Genomic DNA, 16,944 nt, shown 5'->3' on the forward strand with positions numbered 1-16,944 from the left:
TCAAGCGGACGTGGCCGGACTATTTCTTCAGATCACTGAGATTCCAGCACGCGGTCTGGCTGTCGGCGTTCTCCTTGGTGATCGGAATCAGGGTCGTGTATTCCGAACCCTTGATCGAGCCGGCCTTGGCGCCGGACGACAGCAGCCATTTGATGGTGCCTGCCATCTGCGCGGCCTGGGTCGGCACGTCGTAGCTCAGGTTGAGATCGAAGGCGCCGGACTTCACGAGCTCGCAGGCGCCCTTGCGCTCGCCGCCCCCGGAGGTCGCCACGAACACCTTGCCGGTCAGACCGGCTTCCTTCACCGCGGCCGCGGTGCCGATGTCCATGCCGTCCCAGAAGCCGACGATGCCGCAGAGATCGGGATTCTGCTTCAGCACCGTCTGGGTGATCGCCTTGGCCTTTGCCGCATCCCAGTCGGCGGCCTGGCTCGAGACCACCTTGATCTCCGGATGCTTGGCGAGCACGTTCTCGACGCCCTTGAGCGTGTAGGCGCTGGCCGCCGCCGAAAGCGCGCCCTGCACGATGGCGATCTTGTTCGACTTGCCCTGGCAGGCCTTCACCACGGCTTCAGTGTCCTTTTCGCCGATCTCGATCCAGTTGGCGCCGACGAAGGCCGACGAGCGATAGGCCGATCCCATGTTGATCTGGATGACGTAGATGCCTTCGTTCTCGGCGCGCTGCAGCAGCTTGGCGTAGGTCTGCACGTCCGGATTGTGGATCACCATCACGGCCGGCTTCTCCGAGATCAGCGAGGTCACCGCCTGCGCGCCGGCATTGGTGTTCCAGTTGGGATCGCGGATCTCGAACTTGACGCCGTAAGGCTCGAGCTCCTTCTTCATGCCGGCGTACCAGCCTTCGGTGAGGTCGAAGTTCATGGCGACCGGAACATAGGCCACCGTCTTGCCGGCGAGCGATTCCTTGAACGGCTTCTGGAACGGCTCGTCCAGGCCCTGCTGGGCCAGAGCCGGGGCGGCGATGGCCGCGAGCCCGAGCGCTGCGGCGATCACCTTGGCAGTCCTGACAGCGTATTTCATTGCTTCCTCCTTGGTCGTGATTGATGTTTTTGTGGCTTGGTTCAGATGTCGCCCTGCTGTGCCGTTTCTTCGTTGCGCGGATTCAGGAATGAATCGGTGATGACGGCGAGCAGCAGGACGACGCCCTTGACGAGGTTTTGTCCGGCGTAGGAGATGTCCATGATGGTCATGCCGTTGAGCATGGTGCCGATCAGCAGCGTTCCGATGATGACGTTGAGCACGCCGCCGCGGCCGCCCGACAGCCCGATGCCGCCGAGCACGACGACGAGAATGACGTCGTAGATCAGGGTCGAATTGAAGACGCGGGTCGGCATCGAGTTGACCGACGCCGCCATCACCAGGCCTGCAAAGCAGCCGATCAGGGCCGCGACCACATATTGCAGCACGATGATCGGCCGCGAGGGGATGCCGGTGACGCGGGCCGCATAGGGATTGTCGCCGATCGCGTAGATATAGGCGCCCCAGCGCGTCTGCCGCAGCAGGAAGGCGATCACCACGCAGGCGATCGCGAACATCACGATCGAGGTCGGGATACCGAGGATGGTACCTTGTCCGAGCCGCTCGAAGCCCTGCATGCCGTCGCTCCACTGCACGACGTCGAGCTGAAACAGCGCGGCCTGTCCGAGGCCGGCGAGCAGCAGGCCGGTCGCCAGCGTTGCAAACAGCGAAGGGACCTCGGCGTAGGCAATGAGCCAGCCATTGACCAGGCCGAAGGCGATCGTGAGCAGCACGGCCGTCAGCAGCGAGGCCGGCAGCGAGTGGCCGTTCTGCACCATCTGCAGCACGAGACCCGGAGGGACCGCGAGCGCTGCGATCAGCGAGATGTCGATGCCGCGCCCGATCACGACCAGCGCCATGGCAAGCCCGAGAATGCCGAGCACCGCCACGTTCTGCAGCAGCGTCAGCATGTTCTCGGGCGTCAGAAAGCCGCGCAGGAAAATCGAGAACGCCAGGAAGAGCACGGCGAATACGGCGAAGACGATCTCCTGTTGATTGAATCGCAATCGCTTCATTGCCTCGTCCTTCCTGCTGCTATGGCTGCGCAGTCGGCCTGGATCTTGTGCGGGAGCCGGTCGCGACGCGGCCGGGCCGCGTCCTGCCGGCGACCGCGGCGTCGACGAAGGCGCCGACGGCGTTGATGTAGGCCTCGATCGAGGTGCCGCGTCTGCGGTACTTCGCGCGCTTGACGTACCAGTCCTGCAGCAGCGGCTTGATCAGCGACGCCGTCAGCGTGACCTGGTCGATGGCGAACACCCCGCTGGCGACGCCTTGTTTGAGGACGTCGGCGATGATCTTCTCGGTCATCACCTCCATCTCGATGGCGCGCTGGCGCTCCGCGGGCGGAAACGACTTTGCTTCCATGAAGGAGAACACGAACCAGGGCTGCATCGCCTCGCTCATGCGAACGTGGGTGGCGATGATCCAGTGCAGGTGCTTGCGTGCATCCTGCTTCACGTTGGCGGGCGGCGCGGTGAGGACCTCGGCGGCCGTTTCGGCGACCTCGCCGAGGATCATCGACAGCAGCGTCGGCTTGCTGTCGAAATAGGTATAGAGGCCGCCCATGCTGAGGCCGGACGCCTCCGCGAGCTGGCGCAGCGTGGTGGCGTGAAAGCCGTGCTTGTTGGACAGCGTCAGCGTCGCGCCGATGATGCGCGTGAGGTTCGGAACGGCGAGATGCGGCTTCTGGACCCGGATGGAATCACGATGGCGTTCGAGAATGCGTGCGCAAAGCACGTCCATCGCGAACGCATTCGTCCCCGGCCGCTGACGCGCGAGACCCACGTTGCCTCCCTGGCTATGTCCCCGGATCATTTCATTTGGTTGCCGATCCGGGCCGGGCTTTGCGCCCTTGCTCAATTCCTAGCCCACGAACCGCGGTTCGGAAAAGGGGGATGATCAATTTTTCTGAGAGAGCGCTCGCTCGTTTTTTGGGGGCCGCGCCGCGTCGCTAGCCTGGAGCCCAGTGCCGCTCCGGCGCTGTTCGGGAACTTTTCGCGCTGAAAGGTCAGCACAAATTCCCGGCACTCCGGCCGATCAAGTTGCCGGTTAGACGGCCGTCACATTCCAGATATAAAGAACGCAGGCTCGCTGGCCGGAAGGTCAACCCGCACAGACATGCTGGCCGAATTTCACCCACGGTCACTTTGGGCCGAAGCAAGGTTATGACGGCAGTTGGATCATATGGTGCACGCGCGGGCGCTGCGATCGGCGCTGGCGCTCCGGGAGCCTCCGCAACGTCGCGGTATCTGTTCGGGATTTGTGCTGCGCTGCTGATCGGCAGCATATGCGCGGTCGCCGCGCAGCAGCGTGGGACTGTTGCGGTATCCGCAGCGATCGAATTCAACATCCCGGCCCAGCAGCTTGCGAGCGCGCTGCAGGCTTATGGCGAACGATCCGGCGTTCAGGTGCTCTATGAGAGCAATTCTGCGACCGGCCGAAAGTCGACTTCGGTCGAAGGCAGCCTCACGCCTGAGGATGCATTGAACCTGCTTCTGACGGGAACCGATCTGAAGGTCCAGTACATTCGTCCGGATGCCATCACGCTCGCTTCGTGCAGCGTACGTGACGACCGCCCGCCGGCAAGCCCGCTTGCGACCGCGGATCTGTCGCTGGGGACGCTGCAGGTGCGCGCGACCGGTGACGGCAACGACACCAGCGCGCTGCGCGACTACAGCCAAAGCCTGCAGTTCGACATTCAAAAAGCGCTGCAGAAGAATATCGGGTCCCGCGGCGGCAGCTATCAGCTCGTCGTCGATCTGTGGATCGACCCCTCACGCACGATTCAGCGGACCCAGCTGTTGCGATCGACCGGCGATCAAAACCGTGATGCCGCAGTGACCGCGGCGCTGCAAGGACTGACCGTGAGCCGAACGACTCCCGCGAATGCGTCGCAGCCGGTGCGGATCGCGATCCGGGTGAAATCGTTCCAATGAGTGCCGACGACAGCAGCGGACCCGATGGCGTGGGCGGCATGAGTCCGATGACCCTGCTGTTTCATCCCGAGGATCCGAGCGCGTGGACCTCGGGCGAGGTGCTGCGTCTGCTCCTGGTGCCGGCGATCGCAGCCCTGTTGTTCGTCGGGGGAATCTATTGGATCCGGTTGCAGCCGCCGGCTGGACCGGCAAGCCGGGAGCAGAGCTCGATCGTCCAGGTTCGGTTGCTGCCGAGCCCATCACCTGCGCCGATTCCGGTTGCGCCCGTGTTGCAGCCGCAAACCGCGACCCTCGCGAGCCTGACCGAGGTGTCGCTGGAGAGCTCCGATCCGCCGCTCGACAATCTGACCGCGGCCCCGGCGCGGGAGCCGATGCCGGCGGAGCCAGCCGTGCCGAGCCTGCGTCCGACGCCGTCGCCCGCCGATGCGCCGCCCAACAGTGTCGCAGTGAAATTTCAGCAGGCGCTGCTTCGCCACGTGGCACGCTACCAGCGCTATCCGGACGCGGCGGGGCTCGGTCGGCTGCACGGGGCGGTCGAGACGCTGTTTTCGATGCAGCGGGACGGCACCCTGCTCGATGTCTGGGTCAAGACCAGTTCCGGACAGGCCGTGCTCGACAAGGCTGCGGTCGACGCGATCCGGCGGGCGCAGCCGCTGCCGTTGATCCCGTCGGCGCTGCCCGACCGGCTCAATATTCAGATCACTTTGGTCTTCGACCCGGCCTGATCCAATTGCGCGGACCCGTTCGGCTTCGCAAGCGCGAGCGGCAGTTCATTGTTTGGATGTGACCGCGATGCAACCAGCTTGCGTGTCGTTCGGTGTCGACTTGTTGCCGTCATAAATGTGTTGTGCGCGGCCGTTACGAGACGGGCAGCTTCAAGAACAATTCAATCTGGATATCGGGCTGGTGTCTGGGAGGCCGCGAAACGTGGCTGAAATCAATCAAGTGCGGCTGCGGGGCCAGCTTGCAGAGAACTACGACGGGCTGGTCAGGAAATTGACCCGCCGTCTGGGATCGTCGGACTTCGCGTACGAAGCCCTGCACGAGACGTTCCTGCGGCTGGAGCGGGTCACTGACGCCGTGCCGATCCGCAGCCCCGCCGACTATATCTTCCGTATCGCGATCAACATCGCCCGGGATCGCCAGAAGGCGCAGAATCTCCGCGTCAGCGCGGCCGAAATCGATTCATTGCTCGACGTCAGCGACGACGGACCGAGCCCGGCGAGAATCGTCGAGGCCCGCTCCGATATTGATGCTTTCAAGCGGGCGCTGGCCGAATTGCCGGAGCGGCCGCGCGATGTGCTTTATAGTATTACGATCGAGGGACGGACGCCGAGCGACGTGGCAACCCGCCTCGGCGTCAGCGTGCGAACGGTGGAAAGCGATTTGAAGTTGGCCCTGAGCCATTGTGCCGATTGCCTCGACTATACTCTGATCCGTCGTCTCGGCGGTCCTCGTCCCGGTACGTGATCGCATTCGCCGCGGCCGCGACGCGCACTGTCACGCGGAGCCGGCCGTCGAAATTTGTTGCCGGAACTATTTCCAACAACTGCAGGCGCTTGACCTGAAATCAGGGGCACAAGCTGCAGGATTTTCAACCTCCGTTCTGCGGGATAGCCGGCTTTCCGTCGTCTATAGGGTAGAGAGCGATCTCATAAGGGCCGTTTGGGTGCCTGGGAAAGGTTCGCCGGAAGTGTTGCGCCGCCTGAAAACACGTGCAGGCCTGGTCGGCCTGGCATGCGATCGCCGCGAGGACTGCCGGCGCGCGACCCGGTGCAAGCTGCTATTGCCGGATGTTTCTGGTTGCGTTGTGCCCAACGGCCGATTGCGGTGCCCTGCTGCCGTCGGAATCGTCTATATAGCGACCTTCGCTATGTGCTCGACGCGATTGGGAGGTTGAGGTTTGGCGAGCAGGGTGATGAGCAATCCGTCGTGACCGAGCCGACCCGCACTTCCGGGCCCGATCCGTTGCTGGACGAGGCGCTTGACTGGGTTGTTCGGCTGAAAGCCGGCGCGCCGACGCGCGCCGATGTCGACGCGTTGCAACGTTGGCGCGCGCAGAGTCCCGACCACGAGGATGCCTTCAGGGCGGCTGTCCGGCTGCTCCGCAGCGCCAGCGCCGCGGCAAAGGAACTCGCCGATGAGCAGGCCGCCGCGGCCCCCGTGGTGGCGTTGACGCCCCGGCCATCACGCCTCTTGACGCGCCGCATCGTGTTCGGCGGTGCGATCGCAGCCGCAGCCGGCTATGTGATGATCCGCCCGCCGCTCGACATGTGGCCGTCGATCGAGGAGCTCTCGGCCGACTACCGGACCGGAAAGGGCGAACAGCGCAAGGTGATGCTGGCGCCCGACATTTCGGTTGAATTGAACACCCAGACCAGCCTTGCGCTGCGGCCCACGCCGAACGAGACGCGGGTCGAGTTGATTTCGGGCGAGGCCTCGGTGGTCGCCCGAAGGTCGTCGTCGACGCCGCTGGTGATGCTGGCGCGCGACGGCCGCATCAGCGCGCAGCAGGCCGATTTCAACGCGCGCTGCCTCGATGGCGTGGTTTCGGTGACGTGCCTCGACGGCATGGTCACCGTCGAGCAGGACGGCCGTTCCGTACAGCTTCGCAAAGCAGAGCAGGTCACCTATTCGCGCGCGGGCCTGCAGGCATCGCTTCCGGTCGACGCCAAGCAGGTCGCGGCCTGGCAGACCGGATTGTTGATCTTCCGCGACCGGCCGCTGGCGAGCGTCGTCGACGAAGTGAATCGGTACCGCGCCGGAAAGATCATCATTACCAACGCGGAACTGAAACGCCGGTTGGTCAACGGCACTTTCCAGGTCGACAAGCTCGACAATTTCGTCGCCCAGGTCGAGCAACTGTTCGGCGCGCGGATCACATCGCTGCCCGGCGGTGTGGTGCTGATGAGTTGACCTGGAGCGTTTTCGAGCGAAGCCTGTCCCGCACTTGATGCGGGATGGATACCGGTTCGCGTGAAGCAGACGCATCAAAGAGATCTTTAGCCCCGTCCGCTGCAATCGGAACGGGGCTAAAGTCGAACGAATCGGCGCCGCGTCGCTCGATTTCCTAACAAACCAAAAATTTCTTTTGCGCCGCCGCAGATTCTTTTGCGGGTTTGCGTTCGCCCAGTCGTCTTCTGAGTAAGGCGTCGTCATCGCGGCCTTCCTGTCGCGATGGCGCGCGTCTGCGCGAAGTAAGTGGGACGTCTGTGCGTAGTCGAAGAGATCATCGGGTTTTCGGGCATCGTCAGCGATGCCGGATCGGGTTGCGCGTGTCGGCTGCGGCGCTCACCGTGGTTGGCTCCGTAGCAGCCATCGTTCCGGCGTGCGCGGCGAAGGAAGCAGCGAAAGATGCGGCTGCGGCTACAGCGGCAGCGCCGGCGGCGGACAAGCAGCCGGCGCAGGCGAATGCACCGGCGCAGAAGCCGTCGGCGCCGCTGCAGCGCTTCGACATCGACGACTTCGCCGTGCAGGGCGCCGATAGACTGCCGCAGGTCGAGATCGAGGAGGCGATCTATCCGTTCCTCGGTCCGGGCAAGACCTCGGAGGACGTCGAGAAGGCGCGGGCCGCGCTGGAGAAGGCGTATCACGACAAGGGCTTCCAGACCGTCAGCGTCGCGGTCCCGCAGCAGAACGTGACCGGCGGTGTGGTCACCCTCAAGGTGACCGAGCTGAAGGTCGGGCGCCTGCGGGTGAAGAATTCGCGTTATTTCGATCTCGACCGGATCAAGGACAGCGCGCCTTCGCTGAAGGAGGGCACCGTTCCCAATTTCGGTGACGTCACCAAGGACATCGTGTCGCTCAACCAGTGGCCGGATCGCCGCGTGACTCCGGCGCTGCGCGCCGGCGTGGCGCCGGGCACCGTCGACGTCGATCTCAATGTCGAGGACAAGGCGCCGTTCCACGCCAGCCTCGAAGCCAACAACCGGCAATCGCCGTCCACCACGGCGAGCCGCGTCTCCGCCACCGTGCACTACGACAATCTATGGCAGCTCGGGCATTCCCTGAGCTTCACCTATCAGGTTGCGCCGGAGCGCCCGAGCGATGCCGAGGTGTTCTCCGGCTCCTACATGGCGCGGATACCGAACGCCGATTGGCTCAATCTGCTGTTCTACAGCGTCAAGTCGAACAGCAATGTCGCGACGATCGGCGGCACCAATGTGGTCGGTCCCGGCACGATCATCGGCGAGCGCGCCGTGATCACACTGCCGACGCGCGAGGGTCTCTTCCACACGCTGTCGGTCGGTATGGACTACAAGCATTTCGACCAGACCGTGAAGCTCGGCACCGACGGGTTCTCGTCACCTGTCACTTACTATCCCGTCGTCGCGACTTATGGGGCGACGTTCCAGGAAGAGAAGTTCACGACGCAGTTCAATGCCGGCGTCACCTACAACATTCGGACGCTGAGCAGCCCGTGGGACGAGTTCGACGCGAAGCGCTTCAAGGCTTCGCCGAGCTTCGCCCACCTCAACCTCGACGTCTCGCATACCCAGGAGCTGCCGGAAGGCTTCCAGCTCTACGGCAAGGTGCAGGGCCAGATTGCCGACGGCCCGCTGGTCTCGAGCGAGCAGTTCAGCCTCGGCGGTCTCGATACCGTTCGCGGCTACCTCGAGTCCGAGGTGCTCGGCGACAACGGCGCGGTCGCCAATTTCGAGCTGCGCACGCCCAATGTCGGCGGCATGCTGCAAGGCGAGCTCAAGAGCGAAACCGGCGACGGCAAGCCGCGCTTCATCACCTTCAACGATTGGCGCTTCTTCACGTTCTTCGATGCCGGTTACGCGTCGATCCAGCAGCCGCTGCCTGATCAGCAATCGTCATTCGTCGCATGGAGCTACGGCCTCGGCACGCGATTCAAGACCTTCGAATATTTCAACGGCATGGTCGCGCTTTCGGTGCCTGGGGTCGCTCAACAATACACGCACGCAAACAGTCCGCGCGTGAACTTCCGAATCTGGGGTGAATTCTGATGGGGATGGGTCTTACTCTCGAGCGGGGCACGCGCCGGCCGGCGCTGCGCCGAGGCATTGCGAACGCCGCGACCGGATTGTTGTTCGGGCTCGTCGCCCTGGTGGCGTCGCTCGCGCCCGCCAATGCGTGGTGGAACGACGAATGGTCGCTGCGCAAGAAGATCACGATCGATGCCAGCGCGTCGGGCGCCAACGTCACCGATCCGATCGGCGGGGCGCCGGTGCTGGTGCGGCTGCATGTCGGCAATTTCCGGTTCAGTGCGGCGAAGGACGACGGCAGCGATCTGCGGTTCGTCGCCGGTGACGACAAGACGCCGCTGAAGCATCACATCGAGAAGTTCGATTCGCTGCTCGGCGAAGGCCTGGTCTGGGGCGCGGTGCCGAACATCGCGCCGGGCGCGCGGACCGATATCTGGCTCTATTACGGCAACAAGAAAGCGCTCGCGACCAGCGATCCCAAGGGCACCTACGATCCGGATACGCTGACGGTCTATCACTTCAACGAGCGCGGCACGCCGGCGATCGATTCCTCGGTGTGGGCCAACAACGCCCAAAGCGTCGGCCAGCCGGCGGACGGTTCGCTGATCGGGACCGGCTTGCGGCTCGACGGCCGCGCGCCGGTAACCGTGCCGGCCTCGCCGTCGCTCGCATCGCCCGATGGTGCTGCGCTGACCTGGTCGGCCTGGATCAAGCCGGCCGCCTTGCAGGCCAACGCCGCGCTGTTCAGCCGGCGTGACGGCGCCAACGCGCTGGTCATCGGTGTCGACAATGGCAGCCCGTTTGTCGAAGTCACCAACGCGGGTTCCGTGCAGCGCTCGGGCGCCGGAGCGCCGGTGGCGGCCGGCAGCTGGCATCATGTCGCCGTCGTTGCCGGAAACGGTCAGGTCACGCTCTATCTCGACGGCGTATCTTACGCCGCGCTCAGCGCGAGCCTGCCCGCCCTCAATACCGTTGGCCTGATCGGAGGAGACTCGTCGACCTCCAGTGCGTCTCCGATCGCGCCTGCGACGGCCCCGTCCGCAGCAACACCATCAGTGCCCCCTGATGCGTCGGCTGCGGACGGTGGCGCCGCGCCCGCGGCGACGCCGGATGCAGCGACAACGCCGGCACCGGCGCCTGTAGCCGCCGCGATGGCCGGCTTCGTCGGCGACATCGACGAGCTGCAGATCAGCAAGGTCGCGCGGCCCGCCGGACTCATCAAGGTGATGGCGATCGGGCAGGGCCCCGACCAGGCCAAGCTGATGGCCTTCAGCGTCGACGAGGAGACTGCAAGCTGGCTGTCCGGCTACTTCGCGGTGATCCTGAAGTCGGTGACGCTCGACGGCTGGGTGGTGATCGGCATTCTGCTGATCATGGCCGCGGTCAGCTGGGTGGTGATGTTCGACAGAGCCTCGTATCTCAGCAAGCAGGCCAAGGCGAATGCCCAGTTCATGAAGGGCTTCCGCGAGATCGCGGCCGATCTCACCATGCTGGATCGCGGCGATGCCGACGACATCTCGACGCTGGGCGGACGCCTCACCGAGGCTGACGCCAAGATGATGCGCTCGTCCTCGCTCTACCGCATCTACCGCATCGGCGCCGCGGAAATCCGCCACCGCTTCAGCAACTCGCAGCGCGCTCCGGTGCTGTCGGCGGTCTCGATCGCGGCGATCCGCGCGGCGCTTGACTCCGGCGTCGTCAAGGAGATGCAGCGCCTCAACCGCCTGATGGTGGTGCTGACCATCGCGATCTCCGGCGGACCGTTCCTCGGCCTGCTCGGCACCGTGGTCGGCGTCATGATCACCTTCGCGGCGATCGCGGCGAGCGGCGACGTCAACGTCAACGCGATCGCGCCCGGCATCGCTGCGGCGCTGGTCGCAACCGTCGCCGGTCTCGGCGTCGCGATCCCGGCGCTGTTCGGCTACAACTACCTGATCTCCCGGATCAAGGACCTGACCAACGATATTCAGGTCTTCGTCGACGAGTTCGTGACCAAGATGGCGGAATTCTATTCCGCCGACCGGCCGGGCCCGATCGAACACCGTATCGCTGCGGAGTAACGGCCATGCAGATCCAGGCCGACTCCAAGCCCTATGACGACATCAACATCACGCCGATGCTGGACCTCGCCTACGTGCTGCTGGTGATCTTCATCATCATGACGACGGCGACCGTGCAGGGCCAGAAGGTCAATCTGCCGAAGGCCTCGGCGGCGCCGAGCCTTGCGACCCAGACCACCAAGGCGATCACGGTCGCCAATGACGGCAAGATCTTCCTCGACACCATACCGGTGACCCTGGCCGAACTCGAGCAGCGGCTGATTCAGCAGAAGGCGCTGACGCCGGAATTTCCGGTGGTGCTGCGCGGCGATGCGCAGGCGCAGTACCAGAGCGTGATGGATGTGTTCGATCTGCTCAGCCGTATCGGCCTGAGCCAGGTCGGGCTCGCCACCAAGCCGCTCGTGAAGTGAGCCAGTCGGAAAGCGACGCCATGATCACGCAGCCATCACCTTTCCCGCTGACCGAGCGCAGGACGCTGCGGACATGGCTGAGCAGCATGATGCGATCATTCGATCATGGCTGCGGTGCCGCAGATGTCGTGCGCGCTGAGCCCGTGTCGCAGGTGTCGATCGGCAGCGGCATAGGCACGGAACTCGGTGTGGTACCGGTCGCCGCGGATGTGCGCGAGGAACCGCGCGGCGAGGTGGTGGCATTTCCCGTCCATGGCGAGGCCCTGCTGGTCAAGCTCGCTGATCTGTTGCGCCGGCGCGTCGCCGGCCGCGAGCCCGCCGACAATCCGCTGCGGCTGACGATCTCGCGATGCCCGTGGACCCGCCTCTCGATCGACGCGACCGCCTATGTCGACTATCTGAGCGATGTCGAGACCTTTCACGCAGCGATCGAAGCAGGCCCCGACACCAAGGTCATCCTGAAGACCACGGACTTCGACGCGCTTGCCGGCTTCGTCATGCAATACGTCAATGACAGGCTGCTCGACCGCGCCTCGGTGGAGGCGGCGCCATGAACGCGCCGATGCGGGACCAGAACGCGCGTGCCGCGCCGCCAGCCGACGATCACGATGCTGCCGTCGCGCCCGCAACAGCCGCGGCGCCGCCGACCGCTGCCCGCAACACGGCCGCCCGGAAGGGCGAGCGCAGTGCACTGCTGCGCTACGGCGCGGTGGTCGCGCTGTTCGTCGGCGGCATCGTCTATTTCTTTCTCGGTCACGACGATCTGCCGCCGCCGCGTCAGGTGCGCGATCTCACCATCGTCAATGTGACGCTGCCGCCGCCACCTCCGCCTCCGCCGCCACAGCCGCAGCCCGAGCAGAAGATGATCGAGCAGCCCAAGATGGCGGAGCCCGAGTTCAAGGAAGAGAAGCCGGTCGACAAGCCGAAGGACGAACCGGCCAAGGATGCCAAGAACGACGAGCCGCCCGGTCCGCTGTCGCTCGATGCAAAGCCGACGGGACCCGGCGATCTGTTCAATCTCGGCGGCAAGCCCGGCGGCAACCCGTATGGCGGAGGCGGCGGCGGTGGCAGCCGCTGGGGTTGGTACACCACGATCATCACCTCGCAGGTCGAGGCGGCGATCCGCGCCAATCCGAAGACCCGCAACATGGCGACGCAAATCCAGGTGCGGCTGTGGGTGGACGGCTCCGGCCACGTCACCCGCGTCGTCCTGACGCCGTCCTCCGGCAATCCGGAGATCGATGCGGCGCTTCGCAACGAGGTGATCGGCAGCCTGACGCTGCGCGAGCCGCCACCCAAGGACATGCCGATGCCGGTGGTCACGCGCGTCACCGCGCGACGGCCAAGCTGACGAGACCGACTGACGAACGACCAACCTTCGAAATTCAATGTGCGAGTGAGAACTGGGGGACTGATGTTTAAGAAACGAGCTCACGCAGAATGGCACGCGTTGCCGCTTGCGGTGTCGCTGAGCGCGCTCGCCTGCGCAACGCCGGCCGTGGGCCAGACCGCGGACCAGGCCGCCGAGCAGGGTCCCGCCGCCGCGGCAAAGCGGACTGACGCAAAGAAGCCAAAGGTGTCGAGCACCAAGCCGACATCGTCAAATGCCACCGTCAATCTCGTCAACCTGCTGGTGCAGCAGGGCGTCCTCAAGGAGGAGCAGGCCCAGGCGCTGATCAAGCAAGCCGAGGACGAGGCCTATGTCTCCCGCCAGGCCGCCAAGGACGCCACGACCAAGGCCGACGACGCCACCAAGGCGGCAACCGCCGCCGCCGCGGCGGCACAACCGCCCGGCACGCGGCACGTCACCTACGTTCCCGAAGTCGTCAAAAGACAGTTACGGGAAGAGATTAAGCAGGAGGTGATGGCCAAGGCGCAGAAAGAAAACTGGGCGTCGCCCGGAACCTACCCGGAATGGGCGCAACGCATCCGCTTCTACGGCGATGCGCGCGTTCGCTATCAGGGTGCCTATTTCCCGACCGGCAACGACCAGGCCGGCGCGGCCAACTACAACGCGATCAATACCGGGTCGCCATATGACATTTCGAGCACCGCGTTTGGTCCGACCTACGACGCCACGCAAGATCGCAACCAGTTCCGCTTCCGCGGCCGGCTCGGCATGGAAGCCGACCTGCTGTACGGGTTCACTGCCGGCCTGCGCATTGCCACCGGCGAGAACAGCTCGCCGGTGTCGACCAACCAGACCCTTGGCGGTGGTGGCGGCAACTTCTCGAAGTATGGCGTCTGGCTCGATCGCGGCTACATCAACTGGCAATCTTGGGGCGACGATCTGAGGATCTCGGCGGGTCGCATCGACAATCCATTTTGGTCGCCGACCGATCTGGTCTGGTATAAGGAGCTCGGCTTCGACGGTCTTGCCGTTCAGGCCAAGCACGAGGTTTGGGAAGGCTTCACGCCGTTTGCCGTGGGCGGTGCGTTCCCGATCTACAACACCGATTTCAATGCCGGCAGCAATCTACCGGCCGATCCGAGCAACCTGAACTCGCCGCCGAGCAAGTTTGCCAGCCACGACAAGTGGCTGTTGGGAGGCCAGGTTGGCTTCAATGCCCGGTTCAGCCCGGAATACTCATTCCGGTTCGGCGTTGCCTTCTACGACTTCGACAATGTTCAGGGCCAGTTCTCGAGCCCCTGCAGGGTCTCGTCCGCATCTGACGTCTGCGACACCGACCTGACCCGGCCGTCGTTCGCGCAGAAGGGCAATACCTATTTCCCGCTGCGTAACATCATCGCCGATCCTCCGGGCACCGGTAACAATGGCGGCACGATCAACCAGTTCGAATATTTCGGATTGGTCAGCCAATATCGGCCGGTCGTTGTCAGCGGACAGCTCGATCTCGGACAATTCCATCCGACCCACATCGTGCTCGACGGCGAGTATGTCTACAACACCGCGTTCAGCCGCTCCTTCATGAACGCGGCCGCGGCAACCTACGGGGTGCTGATGAACAACCGCGGGCCGAGCCCGGATGGCGGCACCACGCCGGGCCCGTTCAACGGCGGCAATCAGGGTTGGCTCGGCCGCGTCACCGTCGGCAACAGGGAGATCAAGCATCTCTGGGATTGGAACGTCCACGCCGGCTACAAATACCTCGAATCCGACGCCACCATCGATGCGTTCGCCGACTCCGACTTCGGTCTCGGCGGCACTAACCTCAAGGGCTATTTCGTCGGCGGCAATATCGGTCTCGGCGAGAATGTCTGGGCGACCTTGCGCTGGATGAGCGCCAACAGCATCGCCGGCAGCCCCTATGCCGTCGACGTCCTGCAAGTCGACCTCAACGCGAAGTTCTGACCATGCGCACCGCACTCTTCGTCCTGATGATGGCGATCGGAGCATTGAGCTCCGGCACCGCATTCGCCCAGTCCGAGACCGACCGCCTGCGCGACGCCTTGCGCAGCGCGACGGCGCAGACCCGTGCGCTGGAAGACCAGCGCACGGCGTTGCAGGCCAAGGTCGCCGACGCCGATCGCGAGAAGGCGGCGGCCAAGAAGGAGGTCGACGACCTCAAGGCGCAGCTGAAGAAAGCCGACAAGGAGCATCGCGACGCCGTCGACGAGTTCAATCAACGGCTCGCCGAACGCGATGAGACGCTGGAGAAGTGGAAGTCGGCCTATGAGGAAGCGGCCACCGTCGCCCGCACCAAGGACGCCGAGCGGGCCAAGTTCGAAGGCGAGGCCACCGCCTACAAGGCCAGCACCAAGAGCTGCGTCGCCAAGAACACCCAGCTGATCAAGGCCGGCAAGGAAATGGTGCAGCGCTACAAGGATCTGACCATCGGCGAGATCGTGGTCTCGCGCGAGCCGATGATTCAGCAGCGCCGCGTCGAAATCCAGAATCAGCTGCAGGAAAGCCAGGACAAATTTCTCGATCAGAAGGTGAATCCATGACGACCGCCCTTATTGTGAAGCCGCTTCGGTCGATCGGTCTCGCCGCCGCCGTCGCAGCTTTCGTTGCGCCGCTCGATGTCTCGGCGCAGACGCAGGCCCAGACCCAGGCTCCCGCGCCGCGCGCCGTGCAGGCTCCGGTCAGGAAGCCGCAGCCACAGCCTGCGGCACAGGCGCAAGCTGCCGCCACGCCCGCGTCGGTCGCGGCTGCGCCGAAGCCCGCCGCGCCCGAGAATGTCATCGCGCGGGTCGGCGAGACCAACGTCTCGGCCGATGATCTCCGGAGCTATGTCGCAGCCCTCGCGCCGCGCGAGCAGGCTGCGCTGGCCAAGGATCCGGCCATGCTCAGCCAGGCGGTCCGGCTGCTGCTCGCCAACCGCCTCGTGCTGCAGGAGGCGGTGGCGAAGAAGTGGGATCAGCAACCTGCCGTCGCCGCGCAGCTCGACCGGGCACGCGAGGGCGCGGTGGTCGAGCTCTACCTGCAATCGGTGTCGACGCCGCCGGCCAATTTCCCGAGCGAAGACGATTTGCAGAAGGTCTATGAGGCCAATCGCGCCGCATTCCTGATGCCGCGGCAATTCCAGCTCGCGCAGATCTTCGTCGCCGCTCCGAAGGAGGGCGACAAGGCCGCCGAGGACAAGGTGAAGCAGGAACTCGACGACGTGCAGCGCAAGCTGAAGGCGCCGGGAGCCGACTTCGCGGCGATCGCGCGCGGCGACAACAACGCCGCCAAGGATGCCGGCGACCTCGGCTGGGTTGCCGAGAGCCAGATCCGTCCGGAGATCCGCAACCAGGTGATGGGGCTCGCCAAGAACAGCGTGTCCGAGCCGATCAAGCTCGACGACGGCTGGCACATCATCAAGCTGCTCGACACCAAGGCGTCCTATACCCGCACCTTGCCGGAAGTGCGCGACCAGCTGGTGCTGCAGATCCGCTCCGAGCGGTCGAACATGATGCGGCGGGCCTATCTCGCCGAGCTGCTGAAGCAGCATCCGCCCGTCCTCAACGAGCTTGCACTGTCGAGCCTGCTCGACGCGTCGAAAAAGTAATACGGAGATAGAAGATGTCCGAGATCATCACCAAGCTCACCATCGACGGATTGCGCGACAGCTTCCAGAATGTCGGCTATCGCGTCGAAACGCTGACCGATCCGGTCGCCAACACGGCCTATCTGCGCTCGGCGACGGCGGGGATCGGCTTCGAGATCCGTCCAGGAAACCAGCTCGTCGGCGAGGAGCAGAGTTTTGTCGACGCCACGCTGGTCACCACGCTTCAGGTGCAGGGCGAGCTGCCGCTCGACCTCGTCAATCGCTGGAACACGACGCGGCGATTCGGGCGGCTGCAGTTCAGCCAGCCGTTCCTGATGTTCTGCCTCGATGTCTCCGTGGCCGGCGGCGTGGCGCCGAACTTTGTGCGGGCGCAGATCGAGGTCTGGGACCGGCTGGTTCAGGAGCTGATCGCCTATCTGCGCGAGGAGCTGCCGAAGATCGTCGGCCGCAATGCCGCGGCGGCTGCCCCGCAGCCGAGTGCGCCGGCCCAGCAGTCGGCGCATGAGCACGCCGCGGAAGCGGAGGCAGTTCCCACCATCCAGTAGATCATGCGGACACGCGACGATCAGGGCCGTAAGCGATCGATGAATGACGGTGT

16 protein-coding genes are annotated in these 16,944 nt (G+C 64.7%); 13 read left to right on the forward strand and 3 right to left on the reverse strand.

Going from position 1 to position 16,944, the window contains the following annotated elements:
- Positions 1–19: 19 nt before the first annotated feature.
- Genes HU230_RS36280 through HU230_RS36290 form a run of 3 tightly spaced genes read right to left on the reverse strand, consistent with a single transcriptional unit; the run spans position 20 to position 2,776 of the window.
- Positions 20–1,036, reverse strand: a complete 1,017-nt coding sequence (locus tag HU230_RS36280) for a sugar ABC transporter substrate-binding protein (RefSeq protein WP_050626838.1) — start codon at positions 1,034–1,036, stop codon at positions 20–22.
- A gap of 41 nt (positions 1,037–1,077) precedes the next feature.
- Positions 1,078–2,049, reverse strand: a complete 972-nt coding sequence (locus tag HU230_RS36285) for an ABC transporter permease (RefSeq protein ID WP_176534082.1) — start codon at positions 2,047–2,049, stop codon at positions 1,078–1,080.
- Positions 2,050–2,068: 19 nt separating this feature from the next.
- Positions 2,069–2,776, reverse strand: coding sequence for a TetR/AcrR family transcriptional regulator (locus HU230_RS36290; protein WP_176535260.1), 708 nt, complete (start codon positions 2,774–2,776; stop codon positions 2,069–2,071).
- Between the two features lie 422 nt (positions 2,777–3,198).
- On the opposite strand from HU230_RS36290, the gene HU230_RS36295 reads away from it, so the two are divergent.
- From HU230_RS36295 to HU230_RS36355, 13 genes are all read left to right on the forward strand, one after another.
- Complete coding sequence (locus HU230_RS36295) at positions 3,199–3,969, forward strand: STN domain-containing protein (protein WP_176534081.1); 771 nt, start codon at positions 3,199–3,201, stop codon at positions 3,967–3,969.
- A complete protein-coding gene (locus HU230_RS36300) occupies positions 3,966–4,694 on the forward strand; it encodes an energy transducer TonB family protein (protein ID WP_176534080.1) in 729 nt (242 codons plus the stop codon). The genes HU230_RS36295 and HU230_RS36300 overlap by 4 nt, the downstream gene beginning before the upstream one ends.
- Positions 4,695–4,896: 202 nt before the next feature.
- Positions 4,897–5,439 carry an RNA polymerase sigma factor gene (locus tag HU230_RS36305; protein WP_176534079.1) on the forward strand — a complete coding sequence of 181 codons (543 nt, stop codon included), beginning with the start codon at positions 4,897–4,899 and terminating at the stop codon, positions 5,437–5,439.
- A gap of 462 nt (positions 5,440–5,901) precedes the next feature.
- Positions 5,902–6,885: a FecR family protein gene (locus HU230_RS36310; protein ID WP_224943938.1), complete on the forward strand. Its 984-nt coding sequence runs from the start codon at positions 5,902–5,904 to the stop codon at positions 6,883–6,885.
- Positions 6,886–7,238: 353 nt separating this feature from the next.
- On the forward strand, positions 7,239–8,942 hold the full coding sequence (locus HU230_RS36315) for a ShlB/FhaC/HecB family hemolysin secretion/activation protein (protein WP_210284330.1): 1,704 nt from the start codon (positions 7,239–7,241) through the stop codon (positions 8,940–8,942).
- Positions 8,942–10,981 (forward strand): DUF2341 domain-containing protein, encoded by a 2,040-nt coding sequence (locus HU230_RS36320; RefSeq protein WP_176534076.1) that lies wholly within the window; start codon positions 8,942–8,944, stop codon positions 10,979–10,981. Before HU230_RS36315 ends, HU230_RS36320 begins: the two co-directional genes overlap by 1 nt.
- Positions 10,982–10,986: 5 nt before the next feature.
- Complete coding sequence (locus HU230_RS36325) at positions 10,987–11,391, forward strand: ExbD/TolR family protein (RefSeq protein WP_092122695.1); 405 nt, start codon at positions 10,987–10,989, stop codon at positions 11,389–11,391.
- A gap of 20 nt (positions 11,392–11,411) precedes the next feature.
- Complete coding sequence (locus HU230_RS36330) at positions 11,412–11,945, forward strand: hypothetical protein (RefSeq protein ID WP_210284329.1); 534 nt, start codon at positions 11,412–11,414, stop codon at positions 11,943–11,945.
- Positions 11,942–12,742 (forward strand): TonB C-terminal domain-containing protein, encoded by an 801-nt coding sequence (locus HU230_RS36335; RefSeq protein ID WP_224943942.1) that lies wholly within the window; start codon positions 11,942–11,944, stop codon positions 12,740–12,742. Before HU230_RS36330 ends, HU230_RS36335 begins: the two co-directional genes overlap by 4 nt.
- 63 nt (positions 12,743–12,805) lie before the next feature.
- Positions 12,806–14,704 (forward strand): putative porin, encoded by a 1,899-nt coding sequence (locus HU230_RS36340; protein WP_176534075.1) that lies wholly within the window; start codon positions 12,806–12,808, stop codon positions 14,702–14,704.
- Between the two features lie 2 nt (positions 14,705–14,706).
- The gene (locus HU230_RS36345) at positions 14,707–15,300 is read left to right on the forward strand and encodes a hypothetical protein (RefSeq protein ID WP_176534074.1); all 594 of its coding nucleotides are present in this window, start codon (positions 14,707–14,709) and stop codon (positions 15,298–15,300) included.
- Positions 15,297–16,346, forward strand: coding sequence for a peptidylprolyl isomerase (locus HU230_RS36350; RefSeq protein WP_176534073.1), 1,050 nt, complete (start codon positions 15,297–15,299; stop codon positions 16,344–16,346). Before HU230_RS36345 ends, HU230_RS36350 begins: the two co-directional genes overlap by 4 nt.
- A 14-nt stretch (positions 16,347–16,360) precedes the next feature.
- The gene (locus HU230_RS36355; protein ID WP_176534072.1) at positions 16,361–16,891 is read left to right on the forward strand and encodes a YbjN domain-containing protein; all 531 of its coding nucleotides are present in this window, start codon (positions 16,361–16,363) and stop codon (positions 16,889–16,891) included.
- The last annotated feature ends 53 nt before the right edge of the window (positions 16,892–16,944 follow it).

The sequence above is a fragment of the Bradyrhizobium quebecense genome, from assembly GCF_013373795.3.
In the GTDB taxonomy this organism is placed as follows: Bacteria; Pseudomonadota; Alphaproteobacteria; order Rhizobiales; family Xanthobacteraceae; genus Bradyrhizobium; species Bradyrhizobium quebecense.

Excerpts from the sequence above, each read along its gene's own strand:
- HU230_RS36280 (WP_050626838.1), bottom strand. The coding sequence starts at position 1,036 with ATGAAATACGCTGTCAGGACTGCCAAGGTGATCGCCGCAGCGCTCGGG.
- HU230_RS36285 (WP_176534082.1), bottom strand. The coding sequence starts at position 2,049 with ATGAAGCGATTGCGATTCAATCAACAGGAGATCGTCTTCGCCGTATTC.
- HU230_RS36290 (WP_176535260.1), bottom strand. The coding sequence starts at position 2,776 with ATGGACGTGCTTTGCGCACGCATTCTCGAACGCCATCGTGATTCCATC.
- HU230_RS36295 (WP_176534081.1), top strand. The coding sequence starts at position 3,199 with ATGACGGCAGTTGGATCATATGGTGCACGCGCGGGCGCTGCGATCGGC.
- HU230_RS36300 (WP_176534080.1), top strand. The coding sequence starts at position 3,966 with ATGAGTGCCGACGACAGCAGCGGACCCGATGGCGTGGGCGGCATGAGT.
- HU230_RS36320 (WP_176534076.1), top strand. The coding sequence starts at position 8,942 with ATGGGGATGGGTCTTACTCTCGAGCGGGGCACGCGCCGGCCGGCGCTG.
- HU230_RS36325 (WP_092122695.1), top strand. The coding sequence starts at position 10,987 with ATGCAGATCCAGGCCGACTCCAAGCCCTATGACGACATCAACATCACG.
- HU230_RS36330 (WP_210284329.1), top strand. The coding sequence starts at position 11,412 with ATGATCACGCAGCCATCACCTTTCCCGCTGACCGAGCGCAGGACGCTG.
- HU230_RS36335 (WP_224943942.1), top strand. The coding sequence starts at position 11,942 with ATGAACGCGCCGATGCGGGACCAGAACGCGCGTGCCGCGCCGCCAGCC.
- HU230_RS36340 (WP_176534075.1), top strand. The coding sequence starts at position 12,806 with ATGTTTAAGAAACGAGCTCACGCAGAATGGCACGCGTTGCCGCTTGCG.
- HU230_RS36345 (WP_176534074.1), top strand. The coding sequence starts at position 14,707 with ATGCGCACCGCACTCTTCGTCCTGATGATGGCGATCGGAGCATTGAGC.
- HU230_RS36350 (WP_176534073.1), top strand. The coding sequence starts at position 15,297 with ATGACGACCGCCCTTATTGTGAAGCCGCTTCGGTCGATCGGTCTCGCC.
- HU230_RS36355 (WP_176534072.1), top strand. The coding sequence starts at position 16,361 with ATGTCCGAGATCATCACCAAGCTCACCATCGACGGATTGCGCGACAGC.